This is a genomic window from Nostoc sp. UIC 10607 (assembly GCF_047228265.1).
Lineage (GTDB): Bacteria > Cyanobacteriota > Cyanobacteriia > Cyanobacteriales > Nostocaceae > Nostoc > Nostoc foliaceum_A.
The window spans coordinates 1-17,579 of the sequence record NZ_JBIQNW010000060.1 but is presented as its reverse complement, the minus strand read 5'-3'; the positions used below and the strand labels follow the sequence as shown (position 1 = coordinate 17,579).

The 17,579-nt window shown below is 37.8% G+C and carries 12 protein-coding genes and 1 pseudogene; 1 reads left to right on the top strand and 12 read right to left on the bottom strand.

From position 1 onward, the window contains the following. The first annotated feature begins 170 nt into the window (after positions 1 to 170). A protein-coding gene (locus ACEYW6_RS29625; protein WP_412982576.1) for an IS5 family transposase occupies positions 171 to 964 on the top strand; the annotation gives its coding sequence in 2 pieces (ribosomal slippage) (positions 171 to 510 and positions 510 to 964; 795 coding nt in all). 9 nt (positions 965 to 973) lie between these two features. Here ACEYW6_RS29625 and ACEYW6_RS29620 read toward each other — a convergent pair. From ACEYW6_RS29620 to ACEYW6_RS29565, 12 genes and pseudogenes are all read right to left on the bottom strand, one after another. Beyond that, a pseudogene (locus ACEYW6_RS29620) lies at positions 974 to 1,540 on the bottom strand (DUF4419 domain-containing protein); the annotation flags it as partial. Positions 1,541 to 1,557: 17 nt separating this feature from the next. Then, positions 1,558 to 2,328 (bottom strand): DUF4419 domain-containing protein, encoded by a 771-nt coding sequence (locus ACEYW6_RS29615; protein ID WP_412982575.1) that lies wholly within the window; start codon positions 2,326 to 2,328, stop codon positions 1,558 to 1,560. Between the two features lie 99 nt (positions 2,329 to 2,427). Further along, a complete protein-coding gene (locus ACEYW6_RS29610; RefSeq protein ID WP_412982574.1) occupies positions 2,428 to 2,616 on the bottom strand; it encodes a hypothetical protein in 189 nt (62 codons plus the stop codon). 118 nt (positions 2,617 to 2,734) lie between these two features. After that, positions 2,735 to 3,232: a hypothetical protein gene (locus ACEYW6_RS29605; RefSeq protein ID WP_412982573.1), complete on the bottom strand. Its 498-nt coding sequence runs from the start codon at positions 3,230 to 3,232 to the stop codon at positions 2,735 to 2,737. A gap of 57 nt (positions 3,233 to 3,289) precedes the next feature. After that, positions 3,290 to 4,042, bottom strand: a complete 753-nt coding sequence (locus ACEYW6_RS29600) for a CPBP family intramembrane glutamic endopeptidase (RefSeq protein ID WP_412982572.1) — start codon at positions 4,040 to 4,042, stop codon at positions 3,290 to 3,292. Positions 4,043 to 4,125: 83 nt separating this feature from the next. Further along, positions 4,126 to 5,562 (bottom strand): transglutaminase domain-containing protein, encoded by a 1,437-nt coding sequence (locus tag ACEYW6_RS29595; protein ID WP_412982571.1) that lies wholly within the window; start codon positions 5,560 to 5,562, stop codon positions 4,126 to 4,128. A 56-nt stretch (positions 5,563 to 5,618) separates the two neighbouring features. Beyond that, positions 5,619 to 7,934 (bottom strand): DUF262 domain-containing protein, encoded by a 2,316-nt coding sequence (locus tag ACEYW6_RS29590; protein ID WP_412982570.1) that lies wholly within the window; start codon positions 7,932 to 7,934, stop codon positions 5,619 to 5,621. Between the two features lie 77 nt (positions 7,935 to 8,011). Then, the gene (locus ACEYW6_RS29585; RefSeq protein ID WP_412982569.1) at positions 8,012 to 8,515 is read right to left on the bottom strand and encodes a hypothetical protein; all 504 of its coding nucleotides are present in this window, start codon (positions 8,513 to 8,515) and stop codon (positions 8,012 to 8,014) included. 54 nt (positions 8,516 to 8,569) lie between these two features. Next, positions 8,570 to 11,872, bottom strand: a complete 3,303-nt coding sequence (locus ACEYW6_RS29580) for a helicase-related protein (protein ID WP_412982568.1) — start codon at positions 11,870 to 11,872, stop codon at positions 8,570 to 8,572. A 2-nt stretch (positions 11,873 to 11,874) separates the two neighbouring features. Beyond that, entirely contained in the window at positions 11,875 to 12,405 is a 531-nt protein-coding gene (locus ACEYW6_RS29575; RefSeq protein ID WP_412982567.1) for a hypothetical protein, read from the bottom strand. A 109-nt stretch (positions 12,406 to 12,514) separates the two neighbouring features. Next, positions 12,515 to 14,275 carry a DUF4209 domain-containing protein gene (locus ACEYW6_RS29570; RefSeq protein WP_412982566.1) on the bottom strand — a complete coding sequence of 587 codons (1,761 nt, stop codon included), beginning with the start codon at positions 14,273 to 14,275 and terminating at the stop codon, positions 12,515 to 12,517. A gap of 177 nt (positions 14,276 to 14,452) precedes the next feature. Next, on the bottom strand, positions 14,453 to 17,023 hold the full coding sequence (locus ACEYW6_RS29565) for an Eco57I restriction-modification methylase domain-containing protein (protein ID WP_412982565.1): 2,571 nt from the start codon (positions 17,021 to 17,023) through the stop codon (positions 14,453 to 14,455). Between the last annotated feature and the right edge of the window lie 556 nt (positions 17,024 to 17,579).

The window sequence follows — 17,579 nt, the reverse complement described above, 5'->3', positions numbered from 1 at the left end:
CGCGCTTGTTAGTATTAAAGAAGTAAGCAATACAACGACCATCTTCAAGATCCATCAGATGAGTTGCATAACAGGTAAGAGGCTATTTATAAAGTAAATCTAAAGGGGAATACAAAAGAGTTCTTACAACGATAGGATACCTTCTATGTAGTGTATTTACATACTTGCTCATGACACGAAAGTCTTATCCGACGGACTTAAATGATATGGAGTGGGAAATCCTTGCTCCTCTAATTCCACCAGCTAAGTTAGGCGGACATCCCCGCACAACTGATATGCGAGCAGTATGCAATGCAATCTACTATTACTTGAAAACGGGGTGTCAATGGGATATGCTCCCAGGAGACTTTCCGCCAAGCTCAACGGTATACAGTTACTATCGGAAATGGCAGCGCAGAGGCATCTGGGAAGAATTAAACCACACACTGCGTGACCAAGTTCGTGAAAAATTAGGTAGATCAACACAACCAAGCGCGATCGCTGCTGATAGCCAGTCGGTAAAAACGACGGAAAAAAGGGGGATGTGTGCGGCTTTGATGGAGGCAAAAAGGTAAAAGGGAGAAAGCGGCAGACTTTGGTTGATAGCCAGGGGCTTTTGTTGAAAGTAATTGTTAGTGAAGCAAACGCCCCAGAAAGAGTACTTGCCGCTTACGCTTTGATGGAACTGTTAGAGGAGCATCCAGAATTACTAGATAAAGTTGAAGTTATCTGGGTTGATTCCGGTTATGACGGTGATAAATTTGCGCTTTCAGTTTGGCTGATGATTCAAGCTCATGTTGAAGTTATACGGCGTACTGATCAAGAATTTAAGGTTTTGCCTAAACGTTGGGTAGTAGAAAGAACATTTGCTTGGTTTAACCAGTACCGCCGTCTCAGTAAGGATTATGAGCGTCTCCCTGAAATGAGCGAAGCTGCCATATATGCCGTTATGACTCGTATTATGCTACGTCGTCTAGTCGTCTAAAGATTTACTTTATAAATGGTCTCTAAAAGATTTTGGTTGAGAAATTTCGTAAATTTTATGAAAACTATATTGAGGAATTTGCCAAAAATGATCACTATTAGGGTAAAGTGTCGCACCATCGAATCGCTCTAGCATTTCGATATGTTCTTTGCCAACTCCCTCACCATAGCTGCGAAAGCCAGACCAGTTAATCGGCGGTTGTGTCAGGTGCTGCTGTTGAACTTCGTCGAGTAACTGTGCAAAATCATTGTTACATTCGCGCACTGCCCAACCAATTTCAGGTTGTAAAGTTTGCGATTGAGAATCTTGACGAACGCCAATGAAACCAGCGAGTAGTTCTAAAGAATATTCTTTCTCACCTGCCATTTGAAGACGAAATGGAGCTTGAGAGATTCCTAAAGGCAAGCTATCAGCACTAATACCGAGAGTTTCGTGGCTGAATGTTTGTTCGGAGGATGATGACCCGTTAGGCAAGGAACAGCAATCTATTTCCAAAACGGGATTTCTCACCGAGGGAGCTTTAGTTACTGAATGTTTAATATAAGGAAATAAATCACTCAACCAGCCAGTAATTAGTTCACCGCCATAAACAGCTAAACAGCTTTAGGCTTGTAGATGCTGCGCCAAAACAAGAGCGATGGTCTACCTGAAGCTGTTTCCACAAATTCTCGGCAAATTGGCATTAAGCGATCTGTCCACCAATCCAAGTCATACTCAGCCATGATTTGGATACGAGCGCAAATACTTTGCCAATCTTCTACAGTACCCAGCAGTGTAATCTCAGGAATACCGCAAATGCAATACATTAGGTAGTCAAAATACTTTTGGAAGGTATTCATCATCACGACATGACTGGCTGTCCGAATGATGGGTGTTGTAGTACTGAAGTTACACTCTATCAATCGATACAGGTCAGACCCTACATGGTCGCGGATAAGCAATGCCCAGTTTTGAACTGTCTCACTCCAGTGCTGGGTTTGTTGGGGGATTTGTAAAGCCTTAACTACCAGTTCTTGCTTGCCTTGGTGACGAACAAAACGCGAACGCAAAGTTTCTGCATTATTGTTGATATGTTGAGCAAATCCTTGAGCTAACGTTATCCAAATGATGTCAGGTGTTAATAATAACGGGCGATGTTCGCTAAAAGCAGCATGAACAGCAAATGCCAGCGAATGAATACCTTTGTCTTGAATTACCTCAAACGTATCATTATGGCTGAATGCCAGCACTTGTTCTTGGAAATGCTTCTCTAACTGAAATTTGGCATTTTCAGTAGGTAAAGGTTTTTCAGCGCTTTTTACATCATCAACACAAAAGCGAATCTTTCCTACAGTTTGTTCCAAAATAGGTGCAAGTACTGCCATGAGTTAGTTCTGGTTATATTTTAGTTCTACTTAATATTTTGCAAATCTAGAAAAGAAATTATGCCATTTTTTAGAAAAATGTTATATAAATCAATACCTTTACCAAAAGTTGAGTGTTCCCACTGCCAACATTACATCATCTCTATTATTATTTCTTCCTTTCTTGTTGTAGCCAATATTAGGTAGATTTACAATAATTTTGGGAGGTTCAATAATCTCTGCAATTGCACAGATTCCCGCTTTATCCCAGACTTCCTCTCTCAGTACTCCATCACTCCAATAGCCCACATTAGAAAGGCTTTCGGCAATAAGAGACAGAATTGATTGGGGAGACGATTGACAACGCCTTGATTTTGGTTAAATTGCTGATTTTTATGCACTGATTGCCTCAATCCCTTTGTCTCCTTCATTTTTTTGTAAAAAGCGAATAGTTCAAGAATTTCACACACCAATGATCAAACTCATGCCAAAGATCATCGTTATCTTCCAAAAATGAAATAACATAGTCATCTGGTGAACTTTGTATTCTTTTTAAAAACTCTTCTACTGTCAGAACTTCATAGTCTTCCAAACTTGCACAACAAAAGCAATCACCAGGATCAGGTATTTCATAGGCTTGATAGGAGCTAGGCAAATCTAAGCCTGGTTTTCTTGCAGTTCCTGGATATTTCCTTTTTTTCCACTCTTGTTTAGTTTCAGATGATGATGAAAAAGTTACATATATGGATTGGCAAGCTTTGTTGGCAACAGCCATTAAAGCTAAATTTTCATCTTTTGTTTCTACATAAACTGGTAGATAGGCTACTTCGTCTGTATGTGATGAATAAAATTCTTGCCCAGCATCATAAGGAACAAGAATAATTAATCCATTACAATTATTTATTTGAGATGTGTTTTTAACCATTTCTATAATTAATACTTTACAACCTAGCGATTTTGTATAAAGAGAGTGTCTGATATTCTAATTGGAAACATATTTAGCCCTGCGTTTCTCCCTTCTTCGCTTTTTATAGTTATTAGCCTCATATTTAAGCCGCATGAACGGGTAAATATCTCCTGCCAAGTGAAAACCTATAGACCCAACAAGCCCTACATCAGAATAAAGCAATGTTACAGTAAAAATATAAAAAATAATATGCGTAATAATATGTAGTCTTCCTTGATAGATATGATTTCCAAGAGTTACAAATAAACCCAGAATAATTGTCAAGTAATAATTATTTATATATATGCCTAATTGATGTACTAGTACTCCCCGAAATATCAACTCTTCTGTCATTGGATTTAATATACATACAGCAATCAAAAATAAAATCCTCTGAAGCTTTTGCCGTGGTATGAGCCTTACAGAAACGAGATAAGCATCATCTTCTACAATTTGGCTGACTCTCAAAAGATTTAAAATCTTATTTACAATTAGCACAAATGTACAATAGCAAATTAATCCAATTATTAAGGAAAATACTGGTAATATTTCAAATTTTAAACCAACTGATGGTGCATCCCATCCTAGAATATAAGTTATGGAAAAAAAGGAAATTAACGAAATTTGATTCCATAGAATGTAAAAGCCAAAACTAGATTTTGGTCTTTCTACTTTTCGTTGCTTTTTAATTAATTTCCTTTGAGCTATGCTGCTATACAAATACACCATACTTAAGAAAAGTACAAAAAATATAACACAATTACTAAATGGAGGTAATTCAGTTTTCACGATTATCTGTTATTGGGTTGAGGATGAAACTCAGTATTACTCATATATTTTTTAGCTTAATTTTTAATGTTTAAAATTTTTTCTCACGACTTGTTAAACTCTAATTGCCCTACATAATTAAATTCACCCTGGCTTTCAGTAGAGGTAAATAACCGCATTTCATAGGAACCGGAAGCAGGGAGCTTACACGTAACTTGATTGCCTTGTACCGCGCGACCACAGGATTGGGAGTTGCCTCCACCTTTTGAGTTGTAACTGGCTAATAACCAAACATTCTTAGGATTTGCCAATACTAATTTTGCTTCATCACTTACATTCGTCTGCGATCGTACAGGGCTGACAAGTTGCAAGCCATCAGCAAAAAACTTTGGTTTCATCATCGGCTGGCGCAAAAACTCACCAAGCGGTAATGGATTTGATAACAGCTGCCAAGCAGGATCTTTCGGAAAATGGCTAATCACCATAACTTCTGGTGGCGGCATTAAGTATTCAGTACGATAGTTTTTTGTAAAACCTGACGAGCGATCAACATAACCGCTATCCCAAGTAGCATCAATTAAGTACCATTGTCCTTTTACTCTTGCTGCATTCCACGCGTGACCTTGACCGCTAAGGTCGCTGGTTTGAGTCCGTGCATCTCCTACGACATAAATGATTTCTTCTCCAGCCGCTTTACCCAATGCTTCTAATAATTTTGCATAGCCGGCACACACAGACTTACGAGTTCTAAATACAGTTTCGGCATCTTGTGGTGGATATTGCCCTGCAAAATAAGATTCAGCATCGTATGCAATTCGATCTGCAACGTAATCATAAAGGGCTTTAATTCGCTGTACTGGATCTGATTCCTTACTAACAATATACTGAGCAACTGATGCAATGCTTGTCTCTACACTGCTGGGCATATTGGCAACTGCGGGATGTATTCCCATACCTTGCCACGCCCAACCATTGGTATTATTAGCAGGCTGTGGTTTGGCAGTATCTTGCTGTTTTAAATTCTCAAAAGGATCTCGGTCGATTTGGGGCTGTGGTTGGACTTTACTACTGCCGCCATCGTAACGCTCAAAAGGATTTTTATTGAAGCTGAGATACATCCCTTCCAAACCATTTGCCAACTTGAATAAATTCTGTCGAATTAGCTGTGCTGGCTGCCCTTGAAGATCACCTAACATCCAGTCACCTCGCGTTGAGAGAGCTACAAAACTTAAACGTGGTTGCCATGCTAATAAAGCAGCGATCGCCACAAGGTTGATTACAAGAGTTCTGAGCGTCAGGCGATCGCCCCAAGTCAAAATGCGCTCTTTGCTCCGACTGCGTTTGCTTTGTGCCCTTAGTTCCCATAGCATAGGTAAAATGGGAAAGAGAAATACCCCTGCTAGTACGGCTAAAGAAGTAGAACGGTTATTGTATGCAGCTAGGGAAGATGCTAACCAAACACCTAGAACGGGTGTGAGGTAGATAATAGCGATCGCAGTCCACTTGATTAATGTACCGATAAGCTGGAAGAGAATAGCCATATAGATTTACGCTTTAGAGAGTAACTAAATTAAAATTAGAAAGATTTATACCTGGCTTATACCCAACCTAAATCTTCTAAAGCTTGACTAACCTGCTCCCGTAATTGCCAGTGCCATTCTCGTTTACTACTAATTTCAGCATCTTCCAATGTTTTCCAGTAACCAGAAGCTAACATTAGTGACCAGAACGGTTTACCATTATCGTCGCGTTCAGGTGGCACATAGCTTAAGTAATTTGCAACCAGTTCTGCGATTCTGGCGTATTGCAGATTTGCACCACCAAAATGTTCATATCCAGCCGCTTTTGCTAACTCAGTTGCAGTAATAATTTGCTCGGCTGCGTGGTAATGCGCTCTCAGCATAGCTTTATGACTATTCGTTATTTCGCAACTAATAGCGATAAAAGCTTTTTTGTAATCCTCTACTGGCGGAAACTGAATAGCTAAAACCTCTTGGATAACATAGCTTTTGAACCTGTCTATGTCTGTAAAATAGCGATAACCAAGACGATTTGCGGACTCTTCTATTTCTTGATCTGCATCAATTATCAGGGCAACTGGTTGACTTTTCCCGGATTGCAAACCATTGGGCCATGCTAAATCCAGTACTGTACTCACTGTTCCTGTCGAATCAGCAATTTCGTACATCCATTCACCCATCGGTAATCCCTGCTCTTGCACCCATACATTACATTCTTCCAGAACCCGTTCTTCAGCCAGTGGTACAACGGCAGTAGAGCTTTCCGCTTCTGGTTCTAAAACAGGATCTATCGCTTTTGCTTCTGGAATATCCCCAGTGAGTAAGCTATTCAAAAATTTATTGGCAGCTTGAGCTAAAAGTTCACGACGTGCGGTTAAGAAATCACGGTAGTTTTCAATTTGCCATAAACTGGGTTCCATCGGTATCCAGTGCGTTGCGATCGCACCCGGTTGGGTTTGCTCGAATGCCTCGAAATACTCAGAAGGGTGTCGGTTTGAGACTTTGAGGTTGGTTTCTTGGGTTAGAAATGTCAGGTTAGCGATCGCGTTAACTTCAGATTTGGGATATCCAGCTTTGGAAAGTAGCGATTTCGGAAAAATATGATGGACTTGCAAATAGCAATGTTTACCGAGAAGATGTTTGGATAGTTCGATACCACTATCCCAATCTTGTGCTTGATGCACGCGAGTGAGCATATAAACTAATGGGTAAAACCTTGCTCCCATACCCCAACCTTGAAAGTCAATAGCTTTGATTTCCAAGTCTCCGCGATTTTGCCGTAGGTTGGCGATAAGTTGGTCTAGCGGATTATCTTCAGATTCCAATATGTGTAAATCTTGGGCTAGAACGCTCTCAGTTGAGCCTGCGTACCGTCCCCACAATAAAGTATGTACATACCAGTAAAGTAACTTGTCGCGCTCTGTGTGATCTCTAAGATGTCCGCCACGCGCAACAAGGTAACGCACCATAACAGGAAAGGCGTAAATACCACCGAGTACCCGATTGTGGTCGAGTCCCAAGCGCCCAGAAATGAGGTTGAGCAGGGTATCAATAGCTTTTTCTGCCTTGTATAGCCCGTCTTGAAACGTCGCAGTCTTAACATCTTTGAGTGCGGAAAACATTGCCTCTCCGGTAATAACTGCATTAATGCACCTCAGCAACCACTCCAAACGAAAGTCAAAACCTGCTTTATTCCATTTTGCTAGACGTGCTTTGAGTTCACTGCGGGCATCTGGCCATTGAGCGCAAACTTTTGCTAGTGCCAAATCACCTTTGGATAGTTTAGTTCCCCCACTATTAACAGTGTTAAAAATCTCTACAACAACATCAACTGTTTTGTCTTCACCAGTGACTTCTTCAATATGCAAATTGATATTTTTAATGCCTTCTAATTTATTTAAAGCATTAATGTAAGTAGTCAAATTCAGACTAAGTTCTGGAATTTTGAGTAAATGCCCAATGAAAACTCCTACTCCTTGCTGCATCAATTCAGTCACATTTACCCATAAAGGGTTATCCTTCATTTTGACGGGAGCGTAAAATTCAAATATTTCATCTTCCAAGTTGAAATACAAACCAGTGAAAGCTTGCACATTCCCATCAAAAAACTGAGGTGGTTTACCCCGTACAATTCCATAGAAGGAGGTAATGCGCTGTTGCCCATCTAGCAGCAGTTTAACTGTGCCTGTGGAAAGCTTACCATCGCCACGAGCATGGTCAATTGCTTGTTCGGTTTTAGTTTCCCACACTAATAAGCTACCAATGGGATGTCTGCGATATAGCGAATTCATCAACCCGCGCACTTGGTCACGATTCCACACGTAACTCCGTTGGAACTCTGGTAAGGCAATACTGCCCATATCAATCTGGTCAAGGATAGTAGTAATGTTCATGGTTGATTTTTCCTTTTTGTAATAAATTATGGGTGGTGTATTAGCTTATTGAATTAAAATGCTTAAGCGATTAAAGTTTACTCTTCATGAAATATAGATATTTTTTCTTTTAATATCTGATATAAAGTAGCTCCACAAGTTGATACAATAAAGCAAATAAAAGCATAATAAAGCATAAAACCTAGTATGTAATTAGGCTCTAAAGGTTTATTCAAAAAATTGTTTATTAACTCTGCAAAATATATTGCTTTGTCTTTCGGATAATAACTGAAGTGAGCTAGTTTGAAATATACTAATAGCTCAATAAGCATAGTGATTAAAATAAATATACTAATTTGTAATATTCTATAAGAACAGTTTTTAACTATATATCGTCCTTGTGACAATTTTTTTAAAACAAAATAAGTTAAGTAAAAGCTTATATATACTCCAAACAATAAAGATCCAATAGTATGCGAATAAACGGAATTTTCTTCGTCTCCAAATACTAATGATATAAAACCAATACCTAAGCCTACAAAAAATGCTTTAAAACTAACTTGAGGTACATTTTTTACAAAATTATTAAATATATCAATCATTTATTTACCTTGTATTTTAGTATTTTATTGCAAATATTATTAATATTATATTTCTTATTTACAATCTGGTTTAAACCACTCGTAGCAAATAAGCTTAATGTCTTTTTGCTGGATAATTTCTACTGGTCTTATGTCTTGGTCATCTGCAAGTTCCTCATATTGATCAGTATCTACAAAATATTCATCTAACTCAGAAATAAGTAAACTGATATTTTTATGTTCTTTGAATAACTCCCAAATTGCTTTAACATCTCGCTCATAACTCCGAGAATTAACGGTAGTAATTACCTTTAACACCCGTTCTTTAGCTTCTTCATCAATTGGTTCACTTTGAAATAAATCAGGCTGAGTGAGAGCATGATGAATGCTTTGTAATAGCTTGGGCATTTGCGGTTTAATGCCTTTAGCCGTCTGCTGTTGTTGGAAAGAGTTAAACAGATTGCCTACGGCTCTTTCTAAAACAGAGAAAATGCGGTTATCAAATTCAATTGGTGGTAATTCATCAGGTTTAGGAAAGTCTGAGGATTGGCATTTAAGCCAATTAAAAATGGTGCGTTTGTCGCTAATTAATCTATTAGGGTCTAGGGAGATAGCATTATCAATGCGTGGGTAAAAATGCCAAAAGTGCTTATCTTGTACGCGAAAAGCAAAGAATATGCCCCCATTAGGAACGTTAGGGTGGGGTATGGGTTTATTCCAGGTACTATGAATCCCAAAGGGGATATCATCAATTAATTCCTTACTAGCTTGTTGTAAAAATTCGAGTAACGGTAATCTCATCTCATCTAGGGATACCAAATCAGATGCTTGTTCTAGTTCCTCTAAAATGGCTTGTTTTTCTGCATCGGTGTCAGCCATCTTGAGTTTGTACAGTTCGTCTAATGATTTACCAGAAATAGTTTCACCTAGTACACTACCGTCTAGCCCTACCTCACGGTCAATGGTGGCAATGCGCTCTTGTAATCTTCTAACTAACCCTAATAGCGTCTCTAGTCCCTGTTCTGGAAAGCAATTGTATATAAACAGTTCATCATAATCTGTTCCCAGTCGGTCAATGCGTCCTGCCCTTTGAATCATGCGGACTGGGTTCCAGTGTAAGTCATAGTTAACTAACACCCCAGCATCTTGCAGGTTTTGACCTTCTGATAGTACATCTGTACAAACAAGAATATCAATTGGGTTTTGTTGCAGTAGAGCTAATTCCTCATCACTATCACTTTGGACATTAGCTTTAGGTGCAAACCGCTTAACTTTCTCTTCCCGTTGTTTACCGGGGGTTGCACCAGTCAATAACTCAATTACAGGTGCTTGACCATTAACTTGCATTTGGGATAACCAAGCTTTATCTGTAATTAATTGCTTATATAAATACTCAGCCGTATCTTTGAAGTAGCTAAATACTAATATCTTTTTACCTTGCAGTTGGGTTTTGAGTAAGTCTTTGAATGCTTCTAACTTGCGGTCATAGTCTGTGTTGGCTGTGGCTGACGATTCAATTTGCTCTAAGGTGACAATAATGTTATTTAAAATTCTCAAGTCAGCTTCAATCTGCTGCTGGAGTTGATTTAGGTCATAGTCTTTAGAGTCAACTTCACTTAGTGACTCAATAATGGCATTAACTGAGCTACCTTCTTCTTCATCTTCAGCAGCTAATACTAACTTGCGAAAGTTTTTACTATCTAATAGTTTTCCTTGCTGAGTAAGAATTTCATAAAAATTAGTCTGAAAGTCTCTCTGGTTGCGAATACTATTTTTAAAAGCCAGCAGTGAACTTTCAAATCGTTTAAAATAAAGGGCTTTTTGGAGGGCAACTAGGGCATCATTACGCTTGACTTCATTTTCTTCCCCTTTATCCTTGCGCTTTTTAAAAGCCTTAATGTTATAAGCAGGGAGGTTAAGCTTGTCAATTTGAGTGGCTATCCCAGTGTACAGTCCAGCAAAGCTATCTTCAAAGTTATAAGTAAACTGTTCTAACTGGCGTTTAGGAAAGTGAATCAGTTTACCATTAATGCGAATTTCTTCACCTGCTTGTTGCCTTCTAATCACGTCCTGGCGGCTGCGTCTCACCATTGTTTGCATGAGGAGTTCTGTAATTTCTACGCCACCTTTAGCTAAGGCTTTAAAATAAGTCTTTAGGTTAGAAATACCCCATTCTCTGTAATAGGTTTCACCACCACGGGTAATTAGTAGTATTTGATGATAAAGGTCAAAGATGCTGTTATTAATAGGGGTAGCGGTTAGTAACACCACCCGTTTATTACGTTTACCACTGCTAACTAGTTTTAATAAATTGCGGTAGCGATTGGTGGCACTGTTGCGGAAATTATGGGATTCATCCACCACCACGATGTCATAACGGGCGTAATCTTGAACATTAAAGCTTTGACGGCTGATTTCTTCATGGGAAATTACATCAGCTTTAATGCCAAATTCATCTAGTTTTTTGTCCCACACTAATTTTTTAAGTTGCGCCGGACAAATCACCAAGGCACGAGGCACAAATCTCGGTTTCCTCAGTTTAATTAGGTAATAGTCCAGCAGCCGCAAACCAATAAAGGTTTTACCCAAACCCACAGCATCAGCAATAACACAGCCATCATGTCTTTCTATGAGCCTGACTGCTCTTTCAAATCCCTCTTGTTGAAAACTGGCTAGTTCTAATGAGGTGCGATCACTCTCGCCAATGATGGTATCTTCCTTAAATAGTTCGTATAGTGCTTTGAGGAATATTTGGTAGGGGGTGTAAGCTTTACTGCCAAACTTAGAGGCATTGAGCGCATCAATTAGCTTGGTTTTGTAATCTAAATCAACACTAGGGTCATTCCAAAATCCTGCAAACCAGTTATGTCTCAGGTCGTGAGCGATCGCACCAATTTTGTTGACAACGTTTAACTCGGTATTCCCTTCTAAGCCGGCTGGGGTGAAGTTGGAAGACCCGACGATGCTGTAATTATTGAAGATATAGGCTTTGGCATGAAGAAACTGATTTTTATCTCCATGCGCTCCAAACAGTCTCACCTCAACGTCATGCCTTTGCAGATAGGCTATCATGCGCTCTATCTCATTCTGGTATTTAGAATTTAGCGGTTGTTTTTCTAACTCCTCTTGAATGTTTTTCTTAAAGTAACGGATTAAGTCAATGCGATCGCTCTCTGCTGGTCGAATGGTGGGGTCACGTCCAATGAGTAACCGCAGGCTGGTGAGTTGGTTCATGGCAGCTTCCAGACGTACCCATGCCTCGATGCGGAAAAATCCGGTGGCGATGTCGAGGACAATTTGATTTTCATCCTCGATTAAGGTTTTGAGGATATTTTGGAGTTTGTAGCGGGAGTTATCGATGTAGTCTGGTAAGGGCATTGTTATTTGGAGAGATTTTCAACATCATTTACAAATGTGCCTAAAATGGAATGTTCATTTATGTGGTTATTTTGATGTCCTAAATCTTTTCGCATTGCTAATAGCATTTGACCAAATAACAGAATAGGATTGTTTGGAGAATCTTGCATACTATTATTTGTTACTTGTCGAAACTTAATATAAAGATTTAGAACATCATCAGATGCCCATAGGATTAGGTCAGGTGTCATATCCGAGAAACCCTGTACTAATTCCTGTTCGGTTTTAGGCTCCCGTCCTAATTTACTAGCTAATATAGAATCAAAGAAAAATTTAATAACTTTGTCGTATATTTCGATCTTCTTAGGTTTTTGTTCATTACGAATTTGAATTTGGAAATTACTAGCAAATGTAATCAATGTACCTAATAAAGCAATCAAAATTGTGACAAATTGCCAAGGTGCTTGACCAATTTCATGGAATAACCCCCAAGCTGTCAATCCTAAAATAGCAATTGTAATTAATCCCAGACCAATATTAGTGTCATTTTTCATTGATATAGCCTATTTTTAATAATTAAAAAACTTACCTATAATTCCTTTGATTTTATATAAAAAATACCAGTAAATCTATACAGTCTTGCAGGAGAATTTATTCTACTATTTATTCTTGCTCATTTGCTTGTGTAGAGCCACTATTAGAAATTATAGGCAAATAACATATATGTAGTGTAAGCCACCATAAATAAACAACTGAGGGTGTATAAAAACCATTGAGGTTAATTAAACCATGAGCCATTAAATTTCTTAAATTAGAGCCAAATCCTTTGCGGTTTAATAAACTTATTAAATCAAAAGCAATATCTTCCCCAAAAATTGCTTGTAAATCTGCTTCATGCTTATCAAATAGTACGCTCATTATGTATTCATCTTGTATGCCTTTGTCGAGCCAAGATGTAATATTTCCTCTGCGTTTGACAAGGCAACGAAGAGAATGTTCTATTTGAGGAATTAAAAGATGTGCTGCAATTAAAAAATCACCATTTAAACCAGCATGAAGTCCTCTAGCATATATCTCTTCGCGTCCTCTGGGAACAAAAGGATTATTAGTAACAATGTCATAAAAATCACTAATTTTAACATAGTGTTCTAAATTAATTTGATATCTAGCTGGCTCAATAACAGCTTGAACCTGAACCTGCTGATACCTAATAGCAGTTGTATACATTTCGTCTTCTAAAGATGGGTTCTGTCCTATTATCTTGCCTGTCTCATTGATATAGACCGGAGGAAAAATACTTCTAAATATACTTGTAGTGATTATTTCTTGAGTTTGTTGTTTAATTTGAGATACGCTAGGGGATTTAAATAAAAATGCTAAAGTAAAAAGGGCTTCATGTAACTCTTTACCCTTAACTTGTTGCATAACTTGTCCAGCTATATAGCTAATATCGATTTGCTGAGAAAAAGATTGTAGCTCTGTAGTAGATTTTTGTTGATAATCTAGTAAAATTTTATGTATCTGTTCTATACGAGTTTGATTACCTCCAATATTTGTTAATGTTTCGATAGCTTTTATTAGAAAATTAGATCCAGCTAGATAACTTGGAGGTGTTTGATTAATTTTATCTTCTGCTTCTTTTACATAGGTTTCGGCATAAGATAGAGAAATAGAGCGTTCTTGGTTAGCATTTTGGTTTTTTCGATGCCAGCCAATGGCTATTTCCCAATATTTTCTTGCTTTGTGCCAGTTCTGCTCTGTTTCGGCTCGACGTGCTGCCTTTTCTGAAATAGCGGTGTATTTTGATGGTTCTCCTTTTTTAAATTCCTGTAGAAGTTCCATCAATTTTGCAGATAGAAAAGAGATGTCTTCTCCGTTATACTTGTCCAATACACTTTCGATGTCAGTAATGACTTTATCTTGATGAGTCTTCTGGTTAGCTTGATAAGCTAAACGAATTGCCCGTTCAATTCTTTCTACTGATAATGTCCAACGCTCTGGGTTATCTAATAATTTAGCAGCTTCTAGATAAGAATCAATTGCAATTTGTGCCATTTTATAATCACGCTTACGTATCCAAAGAACATCTGCAATTCTTGCTTTAATTTCATAATCTGATATATCTAGCACCCACTCTCTTAAAATTGCTAAATATTCATCACTAATATTATTAATAAAATCCATGTAATAAAAAGGCTGCCCAGGAGATTCAGATTTTAAGGTGGGAGATGTAATTCCTGATAATATAGCTAAAGTAACTTGGAGTTGAGTATTACCCTGGTTTTCAGCCTCCTGGGATTTAAGCCAAAATAAATGTGAATAATGATTGCAAGTTTTTTCTTCTGAATTATTAACAACTTCTTCCCATTTACAGTTAATAAAGTTATCTTTTGATAAAGGAATATTTGGAAATAATGAATCCATAATTTTTACTCTCCTTTAATAATCTTCATTTCTTCAGCAGTCAGCCCATACAAATTAGCAACCCTGTCATCAATCTCTGCTTCCTATTCCTCAACTCCGACTCCCTTTACATCAAGATATTTCTGAACTAAGGATGTGATCGCTTGTTTGTCAACTTTGGAAGCTGTGGACATAAGACTATACAGCATTTTCAACAATGGCGATTTCCTCCTCTGTTAAGTCATATAGTTCATAAATCAGCTTGTCTATCTCAGCCTCAAGTTGTGATGTATCGGCATTAGGATTAGATTGTTTACTTATAAAAATTTTATCAACTAATTTAATAATTGTTTGTTGTGATATTGATTCAGGTATATATATTGGAATTTCAGATAAAGGAGCATAAATTAGCTCCAAAGCATTACCTTTTCTTTTTCCTTTGTAAAATAACCAACAATAATATAACCTTGAATTTAGTAAAGCCAAAATAAACTTTAAATTGACTTTTTCTGTGGGCTTCGCTGTTATAAAAAAGACATCGGAAGCGGCAAACCATTCAATCTCATTATACCCAAAAGTATTAGTATAAGAACGATTAGGGCAAACTATTTTCTCCCCAGAAAATTTGTCTATGCTTTTAGTTGCAACACGAAGAACCCACCATTTACCTAATTTTAGTGCGGCTTGCATTTCTCCTCTATTAGCATTACGAGATTGAATTATCTGTTTAAAAAAATTAAAATGTTTCTCTATATTTGGATAGTTATCTATATTTATATCTCTGGTTACATAAATCAAAAATTTTTCTCTATTCTGATTGGTAAAATATTTGTCAATATCAGAATTTTTGAAAAAAGGTTTTATTATATCTATTTCTGTGTCTAACAATTGTAAATTCTCTAACTCTTTTTGAGACAAAGTATATATTCCACATCCTTTAAATTTTAAGTTTATCAGCCCTTGTTCAATATGTTTTTGTGAAACTTTATCTGCCCCTGATTGAACCCCTGGGTTAATATTACAAAGAGAACCTAATAGATAGTTAGATTTTTCTTTGATTAAGTTCAAAATATCATTTGGAGAACTATTCGTTTCTAAATTAAGCTTTGAAGTTAATCTAATATAAAACTTCTCGCCTTCATATAAATCATCTTGAGAAACAACATTGTAAGAGGAGCATTTTGATTTTTTTTCAGTAAAAACATCGGCTAATATTTTAGAGTCAACATTGCCCTTTGGCAAAGCTTCTATAACTTTAGCTTTGGTAAATTTATTTTGATCTTTTTCATTATTTTTTTGTATTATTGTTATAATATTATGTTGCCCTTTGGCTGAATCAAATATTTTTAATTCGTTAAAATTAATTAATTTAATAATTGCACTTCTACTAGCTAAATCTTTTCTCATCAATTCTGCTCCATCAGCAGTTAAAAAATAATTAGTTGTTATATATGAAATATAGCCGTGATTTTTTGAGATATCTAATGCTAGATGAAAAAAGAAATATAGCAAATCCATTCCTCTCCTATAAAATCTTCCTAAACTACCTTGTCTTATTTCTTCAAAAATTTCTTTATTCCCCTTTTGTCCAACATAAGGCGGATTGCCAATCACAATATCAAACCCACCCCTTTGCTGAAATACCTCATTAAAGTGTAGATGCCACTGAAAGAAATTAAGCGATCGCATCCCATTTTCCACCTCAGCCGCAAACTTACTCAATTCAGCCAACTTATCAGTAATTTGTTGACGTTCTTTTTCCTGAGCCTTGCTGACTTTGCCCTTCATCAGCTTAATTTTATTTTCTAATTCTCTTTGCTTCCCTAACCCAAACGAACGACGGTCTGCGATCGCAACTCGAAACACATTCTTCTCAGCCTCTAAAATTTTTCCTATAAGAATCTTGCGCTCCTCTGCGTGAGCCTCAAAATACTGGTGTTGCAAGTCTATTAGGGGTTGAATAGCTGATTGTATAGGGGTGACATTCAGCATTGTCTGCTGGTCTTTGGTAGGGTCAGGGATTAACTGCTCACTTTGAATAGTAGAAATTAGTGAATCCCCACACATCAACTTGTAATCAAGGTTGGGCAGTGGTTCCACATCATCAATCTCAGGAATATCTACAACCAACGATAACCACATCCGCAGCTTGGCAATTTCCACCGCTTCCGGCTTAATGTCCACGCCATAGAGATTATTAGCAATAATGTCTCGCTTCCATTGACTGATAGTGAGACTACCTCGCTCTACAGTCATGCCCTGCCGCCAAGCGATTGCTTGTTTAACTGACAAAATCACTTGCATCATCCCCATTGGGAAAGCGCCAGAACCCACAGCCGGGTCACAGATTTTTACAGAATCTAAAGCTTTTTTTAGTTGTTTCGCCTGCTCTTTGGTCAACAGTTGGTTAATATCCTGGTCAGGTAGTTCAGAGTCATATTCTGTAAGTTTTTTGACTACTTCCAAGTCCATCCCTGTTTGGTCAGCCAAGTAATGGCTTAGGGATTCCACACACATGAACTGGACTATTCCGCGTGGAGTGTAGAAAGTGCCATTTTGCCCCCGTTCCTCAGATGCCAGCATATTCTCGAATACTTTACCTAGCATCTCCGGGTCAACGGCAACATCTTCATCATCCTGGACGTTTTCGGAAGCTGTGAAATTGTAGCTGTTAAAAAACTTGAGAATACCTTTATGTCCACTGGGGTCAAATAGTGAGTTAGGTAATTCGATTTGGGGGGGTGTCTCTACACCTGCGGTATCAATCACACCTGAACCATAATCTCGCTCAAACAGTCCACCATTAAGATAAGGAATTTTACCCCAATCTGAATCATGATTCGGACGTGGTTTATTGAGCATCTCAAAAAACAACGGCTCTAGCACCTGATTATAAAAATCTGTGTCTTCTAGGTCTGACCGTAGTTTGTTGTACTGGTTTTTCAGAAAATTGCGATCACCTGCCAAAAATTCCTTTTTCTGTAAAAAGTAAAGGAACATAATTCGCCCCAGGAGTCGTTGAGAGAACTGGTGCAGCCGATTGGAGTCATTGAAGTAGGAGTGCTGATTATGAGCTTTAATAACCCGTTGCAGTTCCTCAAATATTTCTCGATAACCCCGATAGAACTCTTTAGTCAGCTTCTCTACATCAAAAGCCTCACATTGAACTTTATATAGTTCTTGTGGAGATAGATTACGAGCCGCGATCGCATCTAGACGATCACGGTCATAGTTGGTAGGATTAACCCGGGAGCAACGCGATTTTGTGAGGTCGGATCAAAAACCAGCGATCGCTAAAACTTACATTTGTGTATGAGGTAATTTT

Excerpts from the sequence above, each read along its gene's own strand:
- ACEYW6_RS29615 (WP_412982575.1), bottom strand. The coding sequence starts at position 2,328 with ATGGCAGTACTTGCACCTATTTTGGAACAAACTGTAGGAAAGATTCGC.
- ACEYW6_RS29570 (WP_412982566.1), bottom strand. The coding sequence starts at position 14,275 with ATGGATTCATTATTTCCAAATATTCCTTTATCAAAAGATAACTTTATT.
- ACEYW6_RS29580 (WP_412982568.1), bottom strand. The coding sequence starts at position 11,872 with ATGCCCTTACCAGACTACATCGATAACTCCCGCTACAAACTCCAAAAT.
- ACEYW6_RS29595 (WP_412982571.1), bottom strand. The coding sequence starts at position 5,562 with ATGGCTATTCTCTTCCAGCTTATCGGTACATTAATCAAGTGGACTGCG.
- ACEYW6_RS29590 (WP_412982570.1), bottom strand. The coding sequence starts at position 7,934 with ATGAACATTACTACTATCCTTGACCAGATTGATATGGGCAGTATTGCC.
- ACEYW6_RS29605 (WP_412982573.1), bottom strand. The coding sequence starts at position 3,232 with ATGGTTAAAAACACATCTCAAATAAATAATTGTAATGGATTAATTATT.
- ACEYW6_RS29585 (WP_412982569.1), bottom strand. The coding sequence starts at position 8,515 with ATGATTGATATATTTAATAATTTTGTAAAAAATGTACCTCAAGTTAGT.
- ACEYW6_RS29575 (WP_412982567.1), bottom strand. The coding sequence starts at position 12,405 with ATGAAAAATGACACTAATATTGGTCTGGGATTAATTACAATTGCTATT.